General features: G+C 31.4%; 16 protein-coding genes. 14 read left to right on the plus strand and 2 right to left on the minus strand.

Annotated elements, in window-relative coordinates:
* From K354_RS0110680 to K354_RS0110715, 8 genes are all read left to right on the plus strand, one after another.
* A partial coding sequence (locus K354_RS0110680; protein ID WP_024955492.1) for an RHS repeat-associated core domain-containing protein occupies window positions 1-4,650 on the plus strand: 4,650 nt, incomplete at its 5' end.
* A complete protein-coding gene (locus K354_RS0110685; protein ID WP_024955493.1) occupies window positions 4,622-5,401 on the plus strand; it encodes a hypothetical protein in 780 nt (259 codons plus the stop codon). The genes K354_RS0110680 and K354_RS0110685, both read left to right, overlap by 29 nt.
* Window positions 5,402-5,612: 211 nt before the next feature.
* A complete protein-coding gene (locus K354_RS0110690; protein WP_024955494.1) occupies window positions 5,613-6,275 on the plus strand; it encodes a transposase in 663 nt (220 codons plus the stop codon).
* 101 nt (window positions 6,276-6,376) lie between these two features.
* On the plus strand, window positions 6,377-6,559 hold the full coding sequence (locus K354_RS0110695; protein ID WP_024955495.1) for a hypothetical protein: 183 nt from the start codon (window positions 6,377-6,379) through the stop codon (window positions 6,557-6,559).
* A gap of 48 nt (window positions 6,560-6,607) precedes the next feature.
* Window positions 6,608-7,255: a transposase gene (locus K354_RS0110700; protein ID WP_024955496.1), complete on the plus strand. Its 648-nt coding sequence runs from the start codon at window positions 6,608-6,610 to the stop codon at window positions 7,253-7,255.
* 93 nt (window positions 7,256-7,348) lie between these two features.
* A complete protein-coding gene (locus K354_RS0110705) occupies window positions 7,349-7,720 on the plus strand; it encodes a sel1 repeat family protein (protein WP_024955497.1) in 372 nt (123 codons plus the stop codon).
* Window positions 7,721-7,958: 238 nt separating this feature from the next.
* The gene (locus K354_RS14235) at window positions 7,959-9,842 is read left to right on the plus strand and encodes a methyl-accepting chemotaxis protein (protein ID WP_024955498.1); all 1,884 of its coding nucleotides are present in this window, start codon (window positions 7,959-7,961) and stop codon (window positions 9,840-9,842) included.
* A 30-nt stretch (window positions 9,843-9,872) separates the two neighbouring features.
* Window positions 9,873-10,817, plus strand: coding sequence for a ketopantoate reductase family protein (locus K354_RS0110715; protein WP_024955499.1), 945 nt, complete (start codon window positions 9,873-9,875; stop codon window positions 10,815-10,817).
* A 62-nt stretch (window positions 10,818-10,879) separates the two neighbouring features.
* Here K354_RS0110715 and K354_RS0110720 read toward each other — a convergent pair whose 3' ends face one another.
* Both K354_RS0110720 and K354_RS0110725 read right to left on the minus strand, forming a co-directional pair.
* Window positions 10,880-11,419: a 4Fe-4S dicluster domain-containing protein gene (locus tag K354_RS0110720; RefSeq protein ID WP_024955500.1), complete on the minus strand. Its 540-nt coding sequence runs from the start codon at window positions 11,417-11,419 to the stop codon at window positions 10,880-10,882.
* Window position 11,420: 1 nt separating this feature from the next.
* Window positions 11,421-13,670, minus strand: a complete 2,250-nt coding sequence (locus K354_RS0110725) for a molybdopterin oxidoreductase family protein (RefSeq protein WP_084607369.1) — start codon at window positions 13,668-13,670, stop codon at window positions 11,421-11,423.
* Window positions 13,671-14,267: 597 nt separating this feature from the next.
* On the opposite strand from K354_RS0110725, the gene K354_RS0110730 reads away from it, so the two are divergent.
* From K354_RS0110730 to K354_RS0110755, 6 genes are read left to right on the plus strand one after another with little or no spacing between them, the layout of a single operon-like run.
* The gene (locus tag K354_RS0110730) at window positions 14,268-15,215 is read left to right on the plus strand and encodes an AAA family ATPase (protein WP_024955502.1); all 948 of its coding nucleotides are present in this window, start codon (window positions 14,268-14,270) and stop codon (window positions 15,213-15,215) included.
* 1 nt (window position 15,216) lies between these two features.
* On the plus strand, window positions 15,217-16,053 hold the full coding sequence (locus K354_RS0110735; RefSeq protein WP_024955503.1) for a DUF58 domain-containing protein: 837 nt from the start codon (window positions 15,217-15,219) through the stop codon (window positions 16,051-16,053).
* Entirely contained in the window at window positions 16,053-16,514 is a 462-nt protein-coding gene (locus tag K354_RS0110740; protein WP_024955504.1) for a hypothetical protein, read from the plus strand. The genes K354_RS0110735 and K354_RS0110740 overlap by 1 nt, the downstream gene beginning before the upstream one ends.
* A complete protein-coding gene (locus tag K354_RS0110745) occupies window positions 16,507-17,445 on the plus strand; it encodes a vWA domain-containing protein (protein ID WP_024955505.1) in 939 nt (312 codons plus the stop codon). The genes K354_RS0110740 and K354_RS0110745 overlap by 8 nt, the downstream gene beginning before the upstream one ends.
* On the plus strand, window positions 17,442-19,085 hold the full coding sequence (locus K354_RS0110750; protein ID WP_024955506.1) for a VWA domain-containing protein: 1,644 nt from the start codon (window positions 17,442-17,444) through the stop codon (window positions 19,083-19,085). Before K354_RS0110745 ends, K354_RS0110750 begins: the two co-directional genes overlap by 4 nt.
* Window positions 19,069-20,481, plus strand: a complete 1,413-nt coding sequence (locus K354_RS0110755) for a BatD family protein (RefSeq protein WP_024955507.1) — start codon at window positions 19,069-19,071, stop codon at window positions 20,479-20,481. The genes K354_RS0110750 and K354_RS0110755 overlap by 17 nt, the downstream gene beginning before the upstream one ends.
* The last annotated feature ends 2 nt before the right edge of the window (window positions 20,482-20,483 follow it).

Consider the following 20,483-nt stretch of genomic DNA (forward strand, 5'->3'; position numbering starts at 1 on the left):
AAAAACTTTAAAATCATACAAATCACAAACGGCAAAGACCAAGATGTAAGCATAGAGTACAGTACTCTAAGAGATAGTGAGATATACACTCCACATAGCGGTGCAACTTACCCTGAGATAGATATAAAAGCCTCTTCTATGAGCGTTGTAAAAGCTTTTAAAATTGCTGATGGTGCAGGCGGGATTAACACAACTTCTTTTAAATATGAAGGGCTTAAAGCACATCAAGAGAGAGGTTCACTAGGTTTTTCAAAAACAGAAGTTTTTAATGATGTCTCAAAAACAAAATCAGTCACAAACTTCATGCAAGAGTTTCCTTTTATAGGAGTTGCAAAATCAAGCGAGAGTTTTTTAAATGATATAAAGATTTCAGATAGCACAAATGAGATAATCACTCAAAATTATTATCAAAATCAAGATATCATAAACTTAGAAAACACAGTAAATACTCAAAATAAATACGACATAGATGGAACATATCTTTTAACAGCTATCACTACAAATAGTAACTTTGATATGTATGGAAACATAGGAAAAATAGAATCTATCACTAAAAATGATATCCAAGAGTACAAAAAAATCACACAAAGTACGTATACAAATGATGATGAAAACTGGATATTATCAAGATTGACAGACGCTTCTGTAACTCATATCCATGAAGATGGCTCAAGCATAGTAAAAAGCTCATCTTTTGAGTATGACTTAGACAAAGGAACACTCATAAAAGAGACTATTGAACCAAATAGTCCTAAAACTCTCTCTAAAAGCTATACATATGATAAGTATGGTAACAAAATCATAGAAACTATCCAAACCAATAACGATACCCCACGCTCAACAAGGTTTGTTTATGATAGCTTAGGTAAAAATAACATTGAAGTTATAAATGACTTAAACCATAGAGTCTCAAGAGTCTATAACATAAACAACCAGCTCATAAAAGTAACTAGCCCAAATAACCTTACTACAACTTGGGACTATGATGCCATGGGTAAAAAAATCAAAGAGACTAGAGCAGATGGCTCAACTACTGTTTGGATGCATTATTGGGATGAGAGTTTACCAGATGCTATGTATAAAGTAGTAGAAAAATCAACAGGTATACCAGCTACTGAGACTATCTTTGATACTCAAAACAGAAAGATAAGAACTATAAATATAGGTTTTGATGGTACGACTATATATAAAGATACTTACTACAACGCTCTTGGAAAAGTACAAAAGTCTTCTACACCGTATTATGCTTATGATTTTCCAGATTTTGTATATAACTATTATGATGATTTAGGAAGACAAATCCGTTTAAGCCGAAAAGGTGCAAATGGGGAAGAGCTAAATTACTACTATGAGTATGATGGACTAGATACTATAACTATTGGACCAAAAGGGCACAAAAAAACAGTTAAAAACAATATCATAGGTAAAAAAACAAAAGTCATAGAAGAAGATACTTTTATAGAGTACACGTATGATGCTTTTGGTAATCTAACACAAACCAAAGATGCTGGGGGCAACAAAATCCTCATAACATATGATCTTTTTGGTAACAAAGTATATATGAATGACCCAGACATGGGAGAGTGGCACTACACTTACAATGCACTAGGAGAACTCACTAGCCAGAGCGATGCCAAAGGACAAACTACAACTATAGAGTATGATGTACTTGGACGTATGGTTAAAAGAGTAGAAAAAGAGGGTGAGACTTTTTGGGCGTATGACGTAGCAGCCAACGGCATAGGAAAACTCGCTTTTGAAAAAACTGACAATTATAAAAAAGAGTATTTTTACGATGACTATACAAGAGTCATCCAAACAAAAGAGTACATAGACAACAAAACTTTTACGACCAAGTTAACATATACAGCCGATGGAAAACTAGACAAGACTATAAGACCTGATGGTTTTGAGCTTATAAATGAGTACAATACCCAAGGCTATCTCTCAGCTATAAAAAGCCCTATACAAGCAGATAAAAATCTGAGTCATGATGAGCTAAAATCTCGCATAGAGCAAACTCTACAAGATAAAACAGACTCTTTTAATAACCTCATAAGTTTAAAAACTCAAATAGAGTTATATAGAACAAAAGCTATAGCATGTCTAAATCTAGCTTCAAAATACAAAGGAGTAGATGCCAAGATAGAACAACAGCTCATCGATACTTCTAGCTTTTTGTTAAAAACTATAAAAGATTTGACACAAGAGTCTGAAGCATATGAAACAAACTATAAAAAACAGACAAAAGAGTTAAACTCTTATCTTGTAATACTAACAAACTACAATGACGAATACCTATACAAATGGCTCATGGAGACTTTTTCCCTCCAATCAACAACGCTGATAAACCAAGCTATAGAAAAACTCAACGAAGCAGAAAGCACTCTAGCAAGTATTGACTCTAAAGTCATACTTGATATGTATAAAGATGTAACCCTATACTATATACAAGAAGCAAAAACTATCATCTTTGAAGCAAAAGCTACTATTGAGTTAAGTAAAAATTACAAAGACAAGTATGCACTTCTCTCTTCAGGAGTAGACAAAGCGTACTTAGGGATGTTTGATAATGAGGACTTTAAATACTACTACAAAATCTTAGCTACAGATGTCTTTGGAAGAATCACAAAAGATGTAGTAGGAAATGGACTGATAACTTCAAGAGACTACAACAAAGCAAATGGACACTTAAATACAATCCAAACAGGATACGATAGTAACAATGACGTAAGAGACATAAAATATACTTACGATGAACTAGACAATGTCACTTCTAAAGAAGATTTTAAACAAGAGATAACACAAAACTATACGTATGACTCTCTTGATAGAATCAAATCTGCAACAACCATAAAAGCAGATTCACTCAGTGAGATACTTTACGAGTATGACAATATAGGCAATATAGTATCTAAAAGTGATGTAGGGGAGTATCTTTACTTCAACGCTCATCAAGTAGATACCGCAGGTGCACATAAATATATCTATGATGCAAACGGTAACGTTATAAAGAAAAACAATATCACTTTAGAGTATAGCTCATACAACAAACCAGTACGCATAGAAGATGCCAATAACAAAACAGAGTTCTTTTATGGACCAAATCGCTCACGCTACAAAAAGATACTCAATGGAAACAATACATACTATGTAGGGAAACTCTACGAACAAGAAAATACAAACTCAACTATAAGATACAAAAACTTTATCTACGCAGGAAATCAACTCATAGCGATGCACATAAAAGAAGACGATGGAAATATGGTTCTTCCTCAAAATCACTATATGCATAAAGATGCTCTTGGTTCAGTCGACACCATAACAGATGAATCAGGAAGAGTAGTACAACGCATAGCCTATAAACCTTTTGGTGAGCGTATAAAACAAAACTGGATAAACGCATCGTCCCCTCAAGAGTTCATAACAAAAAGAGGCTACACAGGGCATGAACATATAGAAGAGTTTAACCTCATACATATGAACGGAAGAGTATATGACCCGATTATCGGTAGGTTTTTAAGTGCTGACCCAAACATACAATCCCCATACGATACAGGTAGCTATAACCGCTATACCTATGTAAAAAATAACCCTCTTAAGTATACAGACCCTAGTGGGTTCTTTTTTAAAAAGATTTTTAAAGCTATAAAGAAAGCATTTAAGGCTATTAAGAAGTATATTAAGGTAATAGTTATGGTGGTTGTTGCAGTTGTCGTTTCTGTGGTTACTTGGGGACTTGCTGCTCCTATGGTTATAGGTTGGGGAGGTGCTTTTGTAGCATCAACAGGAGGATTATCTGTATTGGGGGCTATGACAGTTGGAGCAATTGCCGGGGCTGCAAGTGGATTTGTCTCAGGAGTCATGACAACAGGAAGTCTAAGTGGTGGATTAAAAGGTGCATTATTTGGTGCTATTGGTGGAGCCGTATCAGCAGGTATAGGAAGTTTACTTGGACATAGTAGTTCCTTTCTTGAAGCAATTAGAACTCAAAACTGGGGCTCAGCATTTTCTAAAGCAGTATTACACGGTTTATCAAGAGCAGTGATAACAAAAGCACAAGGTGGGAAATTTAGCGCAGGTTTTTGGAGTGGATTTGTAACTAGTGGCTTTTCTGTAGGTAACGAAGGTTATGGTGGATTTTCATCACGAACTCTTATAATGGCATTAGTAGGTGGTACAACTAGTGAGCTTGCAGGTGGTAAATTTGCAAATGGAGCTGTTTCTGGGGCTTTTGTTCATATGTTTAATGGGGAAGGTGGAGTAATAGGGAAGATGGGAGAAACTATGGGTGCTGTGTCAGATGCTTTAACAACAGTAGGTGAGTATATTAAAAATTCAAAATTAGGTGACTTTTTAGGTGTAGGAGGAAAAGTAATGGGTAGGTATGCAGATTTTACTGACTTAGTATTCTCTAAAAACCTAGAAAGTTTTTTTAGAAATGGATTTAAAATAGCAGGAGGAACAATTGGATGTGTTTATACAGCTGGTGCAACTTTTGTAGGAATGACAGCCGTATCTGTTGTTGCTCCTCCTGTTGGACCATTTATTCCAGCTGCTACAGTTACAGCTGGTGCATATGGTGGAGATATGGGTTCAGAGGTTGGAGAAAATATATTTAATGAATATTTTTCTCACCGTTTTAAATAGTATAAAAGGAATTATCATCGAAATAGATACTAAAAAAGAAAAAAAAATATCAAAAATATTACTATATTTTTCAATTTTTTTACATATGCCATTATTATTTATCAATAGTGATATTATTTTAAATATTCATTTTCTTAAAGAGTTTGCTGATTTAATGGCAAGTTATTTTGTAGGTATAGATAGTTTCGCTTTGGCTGGAAAAAGCATAGGGCAAGAATACTATACAATTAAATTTATTTATTCATATTTATTTATATCAGCCCCTTGTATGTTTTTGATTAACTTTTATATTCAAGCAAATATATATTTATTTAATCTTAAATTGATAAAAAATACTTATTTTAATATCAATAATATTTTTATAAAAAATCAAGGAAGTTCAGCACCATTTTTTTTGTTAATTTTTATAGCTTTATTATTAATAATACCTATTGATTTTTATACAAAAGTAGATGTCGACACTAGTATAAGAGCATCTTTTGGGTTCTTTTTGAGTACCAAGTTTGGTGCTATTTCTATTGTTTATGGAAATTCTATGTTAATAGGATTTGCATTAAGCATACTAATTATTGATCTTCTTGCTAAAGTTTATAGTAAAAACTTTAGATTTACTTTTTCTCAAAAAGAAAAAAATGCTTTACATAAAGCTTTTGGTCCTATGTTATCAAAAATTAGAGTAAAAGAATTCGTGTATATAGGTTTGATTTTATTAAGTATGATAGTGTTATTTTTAGCAAAGTTATTGAATTAAAGCATTAAAGGGGAATAAAAGCAAAATTCCGGGGACAGTTTACATAATTATTGATTACCAAACTATCTACATGTAAGGGATTATATATTTCTTACATGTAGCAATATATTTTTATCTTATTAATATGCTACAAAATTTCAAATTGAAATATTTTTTACTAACTATATTTTATTAATATATACTTTTTCTATCTAAAATATAGGAGAGGGAAATGGCAAGAATTAAAAGAATTGTAATTCCAAATATACCACACCATGTTACACAAAGAGGTGTTCGCTCCATGAATATTTTTTTTAAAGATGAAGACTACACCTACTATAAACAACTTCTATTATCTCAATGCCAATTGTATGATTTAGAGGTAATATCTTATTGTCTTATGACCAACCATATTCACCTAATAGTCATACCAAAAAGTAGAGAATCACTCTCAAAAGCTATAGGAGAAACACATAGATTATATACAAGAAAAATAAACTTTGAGCAAAAAGTAAAAGGGCATCTTTTTCAAGAAAGATTTTATTCTACTCCTTTGGATGCAGAACATCTTTTACACGCTTTAAGATATGTGGAACAAAACCCTGTAAAAGCATATATGGTCAAGTATGCTTGGGATTATAAATACTCTAGTGCTAGACATAGGCTAGATTTGAAAAAAGAGAATGAGTTGTTGTCAGATTATGAAGCGATTGACAATATTACTAACTATAAAGAATTTTTACAACAAAATATACAAACTAAATTTATACAAGAGAAAACACGAACAGGTAAACCATGTGGTAATGAAGAGTTTTATGACAAAATACAATTACTAACAGGAGTTGATTATAAAAAGAAAAAAACTGGACCTAAGAGAAAAATAAATATAATATGATTGATAATTAGGTATGCAATCCTTAAAGTATAACTTTAATTTTACTAATATTTAATATTTAAAAAGCTAATATTGTTTTAATTAATAATTAAGGGTAAATAATGTCAAATTTAGTAATAAAATTTATTTTGTTGTGTGTTCTCTCCTTGAGTGCATACGCAAACACACATATAACAACATTCTCGCCACCTAAAGATGCAAAAGATATACCAGAAAATGTAAAAATACAAATAACCTTTGATAATCCTAAAATTATAAAATTAAAGGGGACAGGCTACTTTTAAGTTAAATTTCTATAATATTATCTACATGTAAATAAAAAGAGGTGTATAATGCCAAGAATAGCAAGAGGATTAGCAGGTGGTGAGATATATCATATAATCAATAGAGGAAATAGAAGGGCAGAAGTATTTCATAATAAAGAAGATTATGAAAAGTTCATGGAACTTATGGGTGAAGCTAAAAAAATGACAAATGTAAAACTCTATAGCTTCGTATTGATGCCAAATCATTTTCACTTTATAATAGAACCAAATGAAGCAGAAGATTTAAGTAAGTATATGCAATGGTTACTTACAAGTTATGTAAGATACTATAATAAAACCTATAAAACATCAGGACATCTCTGGCAAGGAAGATATAAAAGCTTTATAGTCCAAAGAGATAATTATCTTTTAACTTTACTAAACTATGTAGAACAAAACCCAAAAAGAGCAAAACTAAAACAATGGGAATATGTATCATCCAATACTAAAATAAATGATATCGTAGATGAACTTCCAATAGAAGTGCCAGAAAACTGGGAAAAGTTAAAAAAAGAGAAAATAAACAAAAAAGATAAAGAAAAAATAGATAACTCAATCCAAAGACAAAGCCCTTATGGTCAAGATGATTGGGTAAATGATACAGCACAAAAGTATGATATAGTATCAACTATAAACCCTAGAGGAAGACCTAAAAAGGTAATAGATGATGAATAAAAGTAGCCTGTCCCCTTTTTTTTATAACAATAAATCCGTGGACAAAAATTGGTTATACTATAAAAATTAAATAATAATGAGAGGAATAATTTAATGAAGTATAAATTAGGATTTATACTGTTAACAATATTTATTATAATAAGTATTTTAGTAATTACTAACATAAAAACTTATACAGAGGAAGATTTTATTATTTTGCCCAAGTACTCCAAAAAAAACAATAGTGAAAAAGAGTTTTTTAAAAAACTACATATTGAAGCACTTGATATAACTAATAAAAAAAATGAACCCAATATAAAAAAAATATATGAATCCGAATGTGCTAATGGAAATTATGGGATTTGCTTTGTGTTAGGTAATATATACTCAAACGATAACATTGAAAAAGCGAAGAAATATTATTCTAAAGCATGTAATGGAGGATTGAATATGGCTTGTATTGCATTAGATTCATTGAAGAATTAATATTAAAGGGGACAGTTGCGAATGGCATTTACTTCGGAAGTTCCGGGGACAGTTTACATAATTATTGATTGCCAAACTATCTACATGTAAACAGTATATCTTTTTTTTTACCTAAATATGTTTTTATGTGTAACAACATATTTATATTGGAGTAAAACTTTGTTTTATTTTAAGCACTCATTTATTGATTGTGATATAATTTAAAAATGTATTACTACTGTTAAAAAAGGAGGGTTAGATGAAACTGCAACAAAAGATTACTCTATCTATAGTGGGCGCTATAGCGGTTGGTTTTATTGTTTTTCTTGGCATTAATCACTCGATGATGCAAAAAACAACTTCTAATGAAATCAATCAAAAACTTCAAGCTAAAGTAACAGATTTACGGCATATTATTGATGGTTGGTTGCAATCTAAAGAAGATATAGTAGCGTCTTTGGCAAAGCGTATACGTACACTTGAGGATAAATCTCCTGATAATGTAAGAAAGTATTTGAGTTTTGCTTCTGATGCTGCAAAGATGAAAAGTTCTTTGGTATATTTTAAAGGAGAACCACTTATACATATAAATCCTAAGGTAAAAGTTCCTGCAGAAAAATTTGAATCAGAGTTTCTTTATCAAACAGTAAAAGCTAACAATTTTAAACCCAACATCACTTCTGTTTTTAAAAGTTATGTCGATAAAAAAAGTAATATTATTGATATTTCTGCACCTATAGAAGGTGAAAGTTTTGCTACGATTGTTGTGCAAATCAAAAGTGTAGAGCAAGAAGTGAGTGCAACAAAACTCAAAGGTGGTTTTACTGCTTTATTTGCTAAAGATAGAAAGATTTTAGTAGACCCAAATCCAAAATTTATAGGAAAAACACTCTCAGAAAATTTACCTGATCTTAAATGGATGGAAGATAAAATCTATGCTCAAAAGTCAGGATTACTAGAGTTTTCTATGGGTGGGGAAGAGTATTTATTGGTCTTTGATACCATCAAAGCAACCGGCTGGAAGATTGTGGCGACTTTAAAAAAAGAGGTTGCTTTTAGTAATCTAAACAATCAAACGCAAAACCTACTTTATATTAGTTTATCTTTTTTAGGATTTGGAGCTTTAGGTATTTTTGTTCTTCTTGTATGGCAATTTAAGCCATTGGTTGCTTTGCAAATCATGGTGAAAGATTTGAGTTCTGGTGAAGGTGACTTGACACAACGTTTACATGTAAAGAGTCGTGATGAACTAGGCGAGATAGCAAACTCAATAAATCTTTTTATTGAAAAAATTCAAACATTGCTAATTAATTCAAAAGAAACAAGTAGTGAAAATGCTTCTATATCTCATGAGCTTTCTACTACTTCTTTAGCAGTCGGTAAACGCTCGGAAGAGGAGAGTTTGATTGTTGCTGATTCGGTAAAAGAAGGTAATAAAGTTTTAGAAGAATTGGAAAGTTCTGTAAGTACGATAAAAAATAATAGCGAGCAATTGGATGTAGCAAATAGTAGTTTTATAGCTATGAAAGAAGAGATGAATAGTCTAAACTCTCAGCTACAAAATGGTTCACAAAAAGAGTTAGAACTAGCTACTAAGTTGCAAACAACAAGCCAAAATACAGAAGAGATTAAAAATGTTTTGACTGTTATTTCAGATATTGCCGATCAAACCAATCTTTTAGCGCTTAATGCTGCTATTGAAGCTGCGAGGGCAGGGGAACATGGGCGAGGTTTTGCTGTTGTGGCAGATGAAGTAAGGCAGCTAGCAGAGAGAACACAAAGAAGTCTTGGCGAAATCAATACTACAATAAATATCGTTGTTCAAGCAATCTCAGATGCTAGTGGTGAGATGGATTATAACTCAAAAGAGATACTTAAACTCTCAGAATTATCTTCAAATCTTGAACATGTTGTACAAGATAATGCAATAATTTTGCAAGAAAATATCTCATCCAATCATCAAAGTGTCCAAGATTTTGTTCATGTTAATGAGTCAATTAAAACGATGATTGGAAAAATAGAAGAGATGGAGACTCTCGTAAGTGCTAATGTAAGAAGTATTGAAGAAGTGGCTGGGGCAAGTGAGCATCTCTCTTCTATGACAAATAAGTTAGATGGTGAGCTTGGACGCTTTAAAGTATAATATTTTTTAAGTTAATGGTGAAGGTGGTATATGCATATAGCGATTATTGGTGCTGGTGGAGTAGGGTCTTATTATGGGGCTAGATTAGTTAGTAGTGGTATGAAAACAACTTTTGTTGCTAGAGGAAAACATTTAGAAGCAATTAAAAAAAATGGTTTACATGTAAACCATAAAGATTTTGAATTTGAAGATTTTGAATTTGAAGATTTTGTGGATGCTTATGATCTACAAGCACTTCTTTTAAAAGATCCAAGAGAGTTTGATGCTCTTATCGTACTGACTAAGGCTATACTTACAAAAGAGATAGCAATAACACTTGCAAAATGGTGTGCAAAGCATACTCCTTATATTATCTCATTGCAAAATGGCGTAGAAAATGAAGATATATTGGCTTCATATATAGACCCAAAAAAGATTATTGGGGGACTTAGTGTAAAAATTGGTGCACATATAATCAAACCAGGGATTGTTCATGCTATAGGTGAAGCACAAACACCTCTTGGTTTATGGCAAGAGAGTGAAGAGGGAAAAACTTTTTTACATGATTTTGTAGCTATTTTAAGCAAAAGTAACATTCCAGCAAATATATCAGAAGATATAAGACTAGAGCTGTGGAAAAAACTCATAATCAACAATGGAGTCAATGCTATTTGTGCTTTGCTTGAGAAAAAAACTGGTGAGATTATGCACCATAAAAAATTATCACTTATCGTACTAGGCCTTATGCATGAAACTGCAAAGGCTGCCAAAGTTGCAGGTGTAGAAGTAAGTCAAAAAGATGTTCAAGATATGTTTGAGCTTATAAGTAAGTTTGATTCAATCAAAACATCTATGCTAGTAGATAGAGAAAATTCTAGAGAATTAGAACTTGATGAGATTTGTGGAGTAGTCATAAAAAACTGTGAATTACAAGGTTTAGATGCACCCTATACAAGGACAATTTCTACTTTGTTGGAAGTTGTATATGAATCTTGAGTTTATGGAAGAGAGATATCAATCTATATTTAAAAAAAGAGGAGAAATTCTCCTCTTTTTCTTTAGATATTTAGCGTTTTAATCGCTTTTTCTTTTATATTATTTCTTTCCATAGTTGGAGTTACAAAAATAAGAGCTTCGGTTGGACATATATCAACACAAGCATGGCCTCCACCTTCTAAGCCTTGACATAAGTCACATTTTATAGCTACGGATTTATCCAATCTTGGCATTCTTAATAGAGAAATTTGATCATAGTAATCTACACTTGCAGGTGCACAGTCAACTTCAATACAACCAAAAGGACAGGCTAAAGTACACATTTTACAACCTATACATTTTTCCTCTGCTAACTCAATACAATCAAGGCCAATACTCAATGCACCAACAGGACATATATTAGCACAAGGGGCATCATCACATTGATGACATTGGTTTGGTAATGTTCCATGCTCAGTATTGTATACGATAAGTCTAGCTTTTGAAACTTTACCTCTAGCTTTTGATGATTCGTAACAAGCTGACATACAAGTATGACATCCTATGCATTTATGTGGGTCACTAGCAATATATTTATTTGTTCTTTCATCTAAATTTAACATCTCATATCTCCACTTCTTCATATTCGTCAAAAGTAATTTTTTGAGAATAGAATTTTTCTTTTTTCTCTATAAGTACTTGCGCATACTCTTGATTTGAAATTTTATGGAACTTCACTGCTGCTTTATATGTTGGAGTCCTTGTAATCGCATCAGCACCTTCACTTGTAAGTTCATTTGCATGACCTTCCCAATAATGAAATGACATTTGCATTACTTTATCTGGAACAACAGGAGTTACTTCAACTTTTACTGCTATGCGACCATATCTGCTTTCAACAGCGATATAATCTCCGTCTTGAACACCATAAGCTGCAGCAGTACTTTGATTAATTTCTCCACATGGACCATGAATATCAGCACCATTTTCAAGAGCTGGTGATCTTCTTGTCATTGTTCCTACTGTGTAGTGGTATACTTTTCTTGTTGTTAAAAGTTCGATTGGATATTCTTCATCAGCTGGTTCATCAACAGAACCTGCCATGTGAGGATAAGTACTAGGAAGCTTAAGTCTTTTTGCCAAATCTTGCTCTGCTTTTTCAATATCTTTTTTGTTATCAACAAAAATAACTGGAGCAAAATTTCCTTTTTTATCAGGAGTTAAAAACTCTTTGTTCATATACAAGATTGGTGAACCAGGATGGTCTTCGCTAGGACACGGCCAGTGAAGTCCTTTTTCTTTATCTATTCTTGCATAACTCATACCACCATAACGATTTGGATCAGCAACTCTTATTTCTTGCCAAATTTCTTCAGAGCTTGAAAAGTCAAAACCTTGAGCATCCATTTTTTTAGCCAATGCACAGATAATTTGCCAGTCATTTTTAATATCACCTACTGGTGAAATAGCTTGATGATTTAATTGAACTCTTCTTTCCGCATTTGTATAACAGCCTGTTTTTTCAGAATTTGAAACGGCAGGTAAAACGATATCTGCTTTTAATGCTGTTTCTGTTAAGAAAAGATCTTGAACAATATAAAGATCAACATGTGCCAATGCTTTTAATAAACGATTAGTATTAGGGTCAGAGATAACAGGATTTTCACCTACTGTCCAAAATATTTTGACTTTATCTTCTAAGATAACATCTGGTATATCCGTTCTTCTTACCCCAACTTTATTGTCAAGTTTACAGTTCCATAGTTCTTCGTAAAATTTTATAGCTTCTTTATCAAATACTTTTTTACCATTTGGAAAAATATCTGGTAACATACCCATATCACAGGCACCTTGAACATTTTGTTGCCCACGGATTGCCAAATCTCCTGAACCTAGAGAACCAATATTGCCTGTTGATAAAATAAGATTTGATATATTAAATACATTACCTACACCATGGTTAAAGTGAGTAATTCCCATACCATGTGTGATAATTGCTGGTTTTATTGTAGCGTACATTTGAGCTGCTTTTTTAATCAATTCAGCAGGTACACCCGATGTCTTTTCAATTGCTTCTGGAGAATAGTCTTTGATTACTTCTTTTACATATTCAAATCCATTTGTATGGTTACTAATAAAGTTAGTATCTTGCAAATTATTTGTGATTATATGATGTAATATAGCATTTAAAATTGGAATATTATGTTCTGGTTTTAGTTGTAAATGAACATCTGCTTTTTTAGCTAATTCTGTTTTAATCGGATCTATAACGATTAGTTTAGCACCACGACTTAATGCTCTTTGAATATACATAGCTGCTATTGGGTGAGCATTTTCAGGGTTAGATCCTATCATCATAATACAGTTACTGTGTTCTCCAATCTCAGTAAAACTATTTGTTGATGACCCACAGCCAATCGTCTGAGCTAAACCAGCTACAGTTGGTCCATGACAAACACGAGCACAGTGATCTATATTGTTAGTTCCTACAACAGATCTCATGAATTTTTGTGCGACGTAGTTTTCTTCTAGAGTAGATCTTGAGGAAAAGTTTCCAGCTATGGCATCACTACCATGTTGTGCTTTTACTTCTTTCATTTTTGATGCTATTAATTCAAGTGCTTCATCCCAAGATACTTCTTCAAATGTTCCCTCTTTTGAAAAAACACCATCTTTTTTTCTTATTAAAGGTTTTTTTAACCTATCATTTGCACCAACATAATCCCAACCATAAAGACCTTTTAGACAAAGTTCTCCATCATTGACATAGTTGCCACAACTTCCTTTTGCTTTTACAATTCTATTATCTTCAATTGATAAATCAACATTACATCCTGTCCCACAATATGGACAGATAACTCTCGTTTCTTTCATATTAATTCCTTCCTGAAATATTGGTTATTTCCTATGAATAACATGTAGTTCGTTATATTCTTTATTAAAAAAATCTTTTTAGATTCTAAAACATAAATTTAAGTTTTTTCATTAGATAAATCAATTTTATCTATAAAAATACACCTCCTGCGATATTGTTGTTTTTATCAAAATAATTAAATATTTATTAAAATAAAAAATTACTAAAAAACTTTAGTAAAATTTTAGCAGAACTATAAAATGATAAGAGTCATATTTATGACACTTATTAGGAATTAAGTGTTTTTTTAAGTATAAAAGCAATATAAAGGTATTGTATTAAATAGTAATAATCTAATATTACTAAAATAGTACAATGGCGTAGAAAATAAAGATATAAGACTAGAGCTGTGGAAAAAACTCTAGATATGTCCTTTACATGTAAAGATACAATTTTACTTTTCAATAAAACTTACTTGTGTAAGTTTGTCTTTATTTCACATGATAAATTTTTGACAATATTTTTGTATACTGACGATATTTTAATCTAGATTAAAAATATATTATAAAAAAGAAGTAATATTTTTGCATAAGTAGTTATAAATATAAGGAAGTCTTATGATAGACGTTGTCAAAGAGTTAAAAAAAGAAGTTTCAAAAGTGATTGTAGGATACTCCTCTGTTCTAGATTCTCTCATCGTAGGAATCTTATGTGAAGGACATATTTTGATGGAAGGAGTACCTGGCGTTGCTAAAACAACTACTATTAATACACTAGCTAAAGCTTTAGGTCTTCAATTTGGAAGAGTACAGTTTACACCAGATCTTTTACCAAGTGATATTATTGGTGCAGAAGTATTTAACCCAAAAAGTAGTGAATTTATTGTAAAAAAAGGTCCTATTTTTACTAATCTTTTATTAGCAGATGAGATAAATAGAGCACCTGCAAAAGTACAATCAGCACTTTTAGAAGCGATGCAAGAGAGACAAGTGACTATCGCAGAAGAGAGCTTTTTACTCCCTAGACCATTTTTTGTTTTAGCTACTCAAAACTCTATAGAGTCTGGTGGAACTTATGCTCTTCCAGAAGCACAACTAGACCGGTTTATGATGAAAATTTTTATTAAGTACAATACTAAAGAAGAAGAGATGGAAATTGCTGAGCGTATTTCATTAGAAACTTGTGAAGCAGTGGAAACTGTACTAGATGAAGAGACACTTAAAACTCTTCAACAAAAAATAAAAACTGTTCATGTTGACCTTCCTGTTAGAAGGTATATGACAGATATTATTTTTGCAACAAGAGAACCAAAAGATTATGGCTTAGAAGAATTAGCTCCTTATATAAGTTTTGGAGCAAGCCCTCGCTCAAGTATAGATTTACATAAAGCTAGTAGAGCATATGCTCTTATACATGAAAGAGATTATGTAACACCAGTTGATGTTGCTTCTGTTTGTAAAGAAGTTTTAGGTCATCGTATTATTTTGAGTTATGAAGCAGAAGCCGACGATATAACGGTAGAGTATATTATAAACAAAATATTAGAGACATTACCTTTACCATAACATGCGAACACTTTCATATGACCGTATCATAGCCCGTGCTAAAAACCATATTTTTGGTGATATGACAGGATCAAATATCTCTAAAAAAGAGGGAGATGGTTATGATTTTGCACAAATCCGTGCACATACTTATGGTGATAATGTAAAACGTATTGATTGGAAAAAAAGCTCAAAAACCAATGAGTTACAACAACGGGTATTTTTTGAAGAGAAAGAAGTTCTTACCCATGTGATTGGACTACTCAATGGCTCAATGCATTTTGGTATTGCTCAAATGAAACAAACAGTCTTAGCCGAAGTAATTGCTCTTTTAGGATTTAGTTCTGTACGCAATGGTGATCTGTTTTCTATCTCATTATTTGATGAAAAGCTTATTTTAAAAACAGCTATTGGTAAAAAAGAATCTTCTATTAGAGGGGCAACTAAAAAAGCTTTTGAATTTCCTTTAATAGGAAAAAAACTGAATTGGGATACTATTGAAAAACATATGTTTTCACATTTTAAAAAACCTTCTTTAGTCTTTATTATTGGGGATTTCTTTGATATACCAAAATTAAATCTGATTAGTAAAAAACATACTGTTATCCTCATTATGATTAGAGATCATTTTGAAGAAAAACCTACTAAAGTTGGCTCTGTTTTAGTAAGAGACCCTATATCTTTAAAAGAAGAGAGAGTTGTTTTAGACGAATCATTTGTAAAAGAGTATACAAAAAAACAAAAACTTTATGACAGCAAATTAGAGGATTATTTAAAAAAATATGCTGTTCGATGGGTTAAAATTTATACCAATGAAGACCCTTTTAAAAAATTATCTTCTATATTTAAGGCCTATTAATGTATAGAGCATTTATATCGTATATGAAAGGCTTATTTGGATTAGAACCTAGCCAAAGAGAGTATATATACTATAATCCTGAAGGCGATTTTCAAGATATTAGAAACTTGATGCCTGTAGAAGATGCAACACTACTTCCTTTTCTTTTTGGATTAGTAATTTTCTGTGTTTTTTTATGTTGGGCTATATATAAGTTAGTAAAATATATTCAATATAAAAGGTCAAATCGTATTCATATAATCGCCAAAAAACATTTAACTACTTTAAATTTAGAAGATGCCAAAACATGCGCATATGAATTTACCCAATGGGCATCTCATCTAGTCACCCCTGAAAATAAAACAATCTATGAAGAGATTGAATGTAATCTTTTTAAATACAAATATAAAAAACAGACTCAACCATTAACTTCTAGTGAACAAAAAGCATTACAATCTTTTTTGGAGAGTACTCATGGATAAGTTAGGATTTGAATATCCATGGATGGGTTTATTACTTATCGTATATATTATTGGAGCATTTATCTTTAAGTCCAATCAAAATGCATTTTATATCCCTCATGTACTTTTAATGCCTATACATGTAAAGAGAAATTGGCTCTCACCATTACTCAAATGGATAGGAATTTGTATGCTAGTTTTGGCACTTACTTCACCATTTATAGCTAAACGAAAAGAACCTTTACATCTGTCTCATACAATTATGATGTTGATTGATGTAAGTAACTCTATGAATGGAGGGGGTTTACGTAGCAATGTCTCTGTAAAGGATACTAACACTTCTAAATCAAATAATAGTAAATTTGAAATTGCAAAACAAGTTGCTTCTCAATTTGCACAAAAACAAGCAAATAGTAATATAGGTGTAATTGTCTTTGGTGATTTTGCCTATGTTGCAACACCATTAACATATGATAAAAAAACTGTATCGTCAATTTTAGAAGGACTAGAAGAAGGCATCGCGGGATCAATGACAGCTATGTATGATGCACTTTTCCTCAGCACAAGTCTTCTTAAAAAAAATAGTGCAAAAAATAAAGTTGCTATTCTTTTAACTGATGGATATAACACAGCAGGACGTATCAATCTCGATACAGCTCTTCGAGCATTAAGTGGCGAAAAAATAAAAGTTTACACAATTGGTGTTGGTGAAAAAGGTGATTATGATGCGGCAGTATTAACTAAAATAGCCTTAGAAAGTGGTGGTCAATTCTTTGAAGCTAATAATCAAGATGCTCTTAAATCTGTTTATGAAGAGATTGATGCATTGGAGAGAAGTTTGCAGCGCTCTACGGCTGAGTCTTCTACGGATTATCTTTTTATATATCCTTTATTGATTGCCTTTTTTTCACTCTTAGGATATATGGGCTATACACTAAAGGAGAACAGATGATATTTCTTTATCCTTATCTTTTATTGCTTTTTAGTATTCCTTTTTTCTTTTTTTTATATCTTTTGTACTCAAAAAAAAGGTCTCTCTTTTCTGAAGCAGTTAAGCGACGACTTAGTACTTCTAGGAATGAATCCCCGTACACATCAAACTCTTTTTTATGGCTTTTACTCTTTGGATTATTGACACTTGCTTTAGCAAGACCATTATTACTTGAAGAAGTAAAAAATGAAACACAAAAAATGCCTATGGGATTTTTGGCTATAAATCTTGATATCTCTAAGTCTATGTTAGCTGCGGATGTGGTACCTAATCGTTTAGAGTTTTCAAAAAATGCAATTATGAAAATTTTTCATAAATTGCCTTATTTTAGGCTTTCATTGAGTGCTTTTTCAAGAGATATTTTTATGGTTGCTCCTTTTACTGAAGACAAAGAGACCCTAAGCTTTTTGTTGGAAAACTTAGACCAAAACTCTATGACAAGTGAAGGTAGTTCTATCGAAGCTGTTATGATGGGTGCTCAAAAAACATATTTACCATTTAAAAGAGAGACAAAAGATATTCTTATCGTTACTGATGGAGCTGATGGTTTAGGTATTCAAAAATCTATAGAAAAAGCTAAAAAGTATAATCTAAGAGTACATCTTTTATTGGTAGGAACAAAAAAAGGGAGTACTATAATTGATCAAGATGGAAATCTCATAAAAGATAAAAATGAAAAAAATGTTCTAACAAAACGTGCTGATGAACTCAAAGAACTCTCCATCGCTACACAAGGAGTATTTGTCATAACAAATGGTAGTTTATCTGATTTAGATTGGCTTTGTGAACAAATACGTATAAAAGCCCAAAAAGAAGATGTAAATCGTCTTCAAAAGAGTCATTCTAAAGAACTTTTTATCCTTCCTCTATGTCTAGCTGCACTTCTTCTGTTTTTTATTGTAAATTCTTTACATGTAAAACGTTTTATACGTTTTTTACCCTTATTATTACTCTGTTTTACCAACCCACAAGAACTTCACTCAGGTGTTTTTGATTTTTGGGATATTATAAAATCACAAGAGAATTATACAAGAGGGAAGCATAAATATGCACTACAATATTTTAAAAAAGTGCATAACTCAAAAAATAGTGCAGCAACTCAATATAACCTTGCCAATAGTTATTATCGTAACAATGATTTTACTCAAGCTATAAAACTCTATTTGGATATAAATACTACAAATCAATCAATAAATTATGAACGCTTGCACAATTTAGGCAATACCTATGCCAAAACAGGTGAAGTTGACGAAGCTATTGATGCTTATGAAAAGGCTTTAAAAATAAAAGATGAAAAAGCTACTCGGTTTAATTTAGAGTATTTGAAAAAAAATAGATCTAAAATAGCTGCTAGAAAAAATAAAAAAGATGAGAAAAAAAGTAAGAAAAAAAAGAAAAAATCATCAGGAAATAGTAAACAAAAAGATCAAAAAAAATCAAGTAAAGATACGCAAGGTTCTCAATCAAAAGCTTCCAAAGCAATGGATGCGAAAGAAGAAAAAAAATGGAAAAAGATATTGAGAAGTATTAAACCAAAAACAAAACCAAAAATGTTAATCAAAAGTCAAAAAATGGAGCAAAAAAATGAAATTTTTTGGTAGTCTTTTGGTGGTTTTTTTACTGAGTATACGACTTTTTAGTGCTGATGCTTACTTGAAAAATAACATAATATATGAAGGAGATATAGCTGTACTTGTTATACACCTAACAGGAAAAGATATAAAACTAAAAAGATTGGAAGAAGTAGCAGGAATGCCTATTATGGAACATGGAGGAAAGGCTAGTAGTAAATATATAAATGGTGAAAAGATTAAAGATATTTATTATGAAGTTATGTTTTATCCTAAAAAATCTTTGAGTATTCCTTCTTTAGAGTTTAAAGTAAATGGCAAAATCGAAAAAACAAAACCCGTGGAACTAAGGCTCAAAAAAAATCCAAATCCATCTATTTATTTTCAAGCTTTTCTTAACAAAGATACCTCTTATGAAAATGAAATTATAAGATTTAGTTTACAGTTTAAATACAAGGATAAAATAAAATTTCAAGATATTAAATTCATCCAGCCAGATTTTCCTGGATTTTGGCTAGAAGGTGTTAGTTACTCACCTCCTGAAATAAAAGGTGATTTTATTATCCATCAAATCAACTATTTTCTAACACCAAAAACTGTAGGTAAGTTGATGATAGGTCAAGGAACAGTTGAAGCAGAACAAGATGGTAGTGAGACGCTTTTAACAAGGCGTAATCATGAAAGAAGTTTTACTTCACAACCACTCTTTGTAACAATAAAGCCATTACCTGTAAAAACAAATATTGTAGGTGATTTTACTATAGAAACTTTTATTGATAAAAAAGTGATTAATGGCAATGAAATGGCTCATCTAATGGTTAAAATCAAAGGAGCGGGAAATTTCAATGATATTGAACCTTTTGTACTTGATTTAAAAAATGCTACAGTCACCACTAAAGATCCTAAAATAGACTCATTTCCAGATAAAGAGACAATTCGTGGTACATTTATGCAAGAATTTTTTATTGGTAATGCAAAAAAAGATTTAGTTATCCCACCATTTAAACATACAGCATATAACCTACAAACAAAAATCAAAAAAACCATTCAAACTGAACCTATAAAAATTCATGTGAATAACCCCATTGTAGAAGTATCAAAAAGGGGTGGTAAAGAAGAGATAAAATTACAAAAGGAAAAAGGATTTCACTTGTATAGTTTAAACATAATCATAGGGTTTTTATTAGGGGTTGTATCTATTCTTTTAGTACAGTTCATAGTGAAAAAAAAGAGTTCAATCAAAATATTTAAACCAACCAATCATAAAACATTGCTACAAAAACTTTTTGCTTATAAAGGTACAGATGATGGTGTTGATGCGTTAATACAAAAATTGGAAGATAATCTTTATAAAAACCAAAAGGTTACTATTTCTAGTAAAGAGATTAAAAATGTTATGAAATATATATCAAGTAAAGAAAACTAATA

Origin of the sequence: Sulfurospirillum arcachonense DSM 9755 (assembly GCF_000597725.1) — a bacterium.
GTDB lineage: Bacteria > Campylobacterota > Campylobacteria > Campylobacterales > Sulfurospirillaceae > Sulfurospirillum_A > Sulfurospirillum_A arcachonense.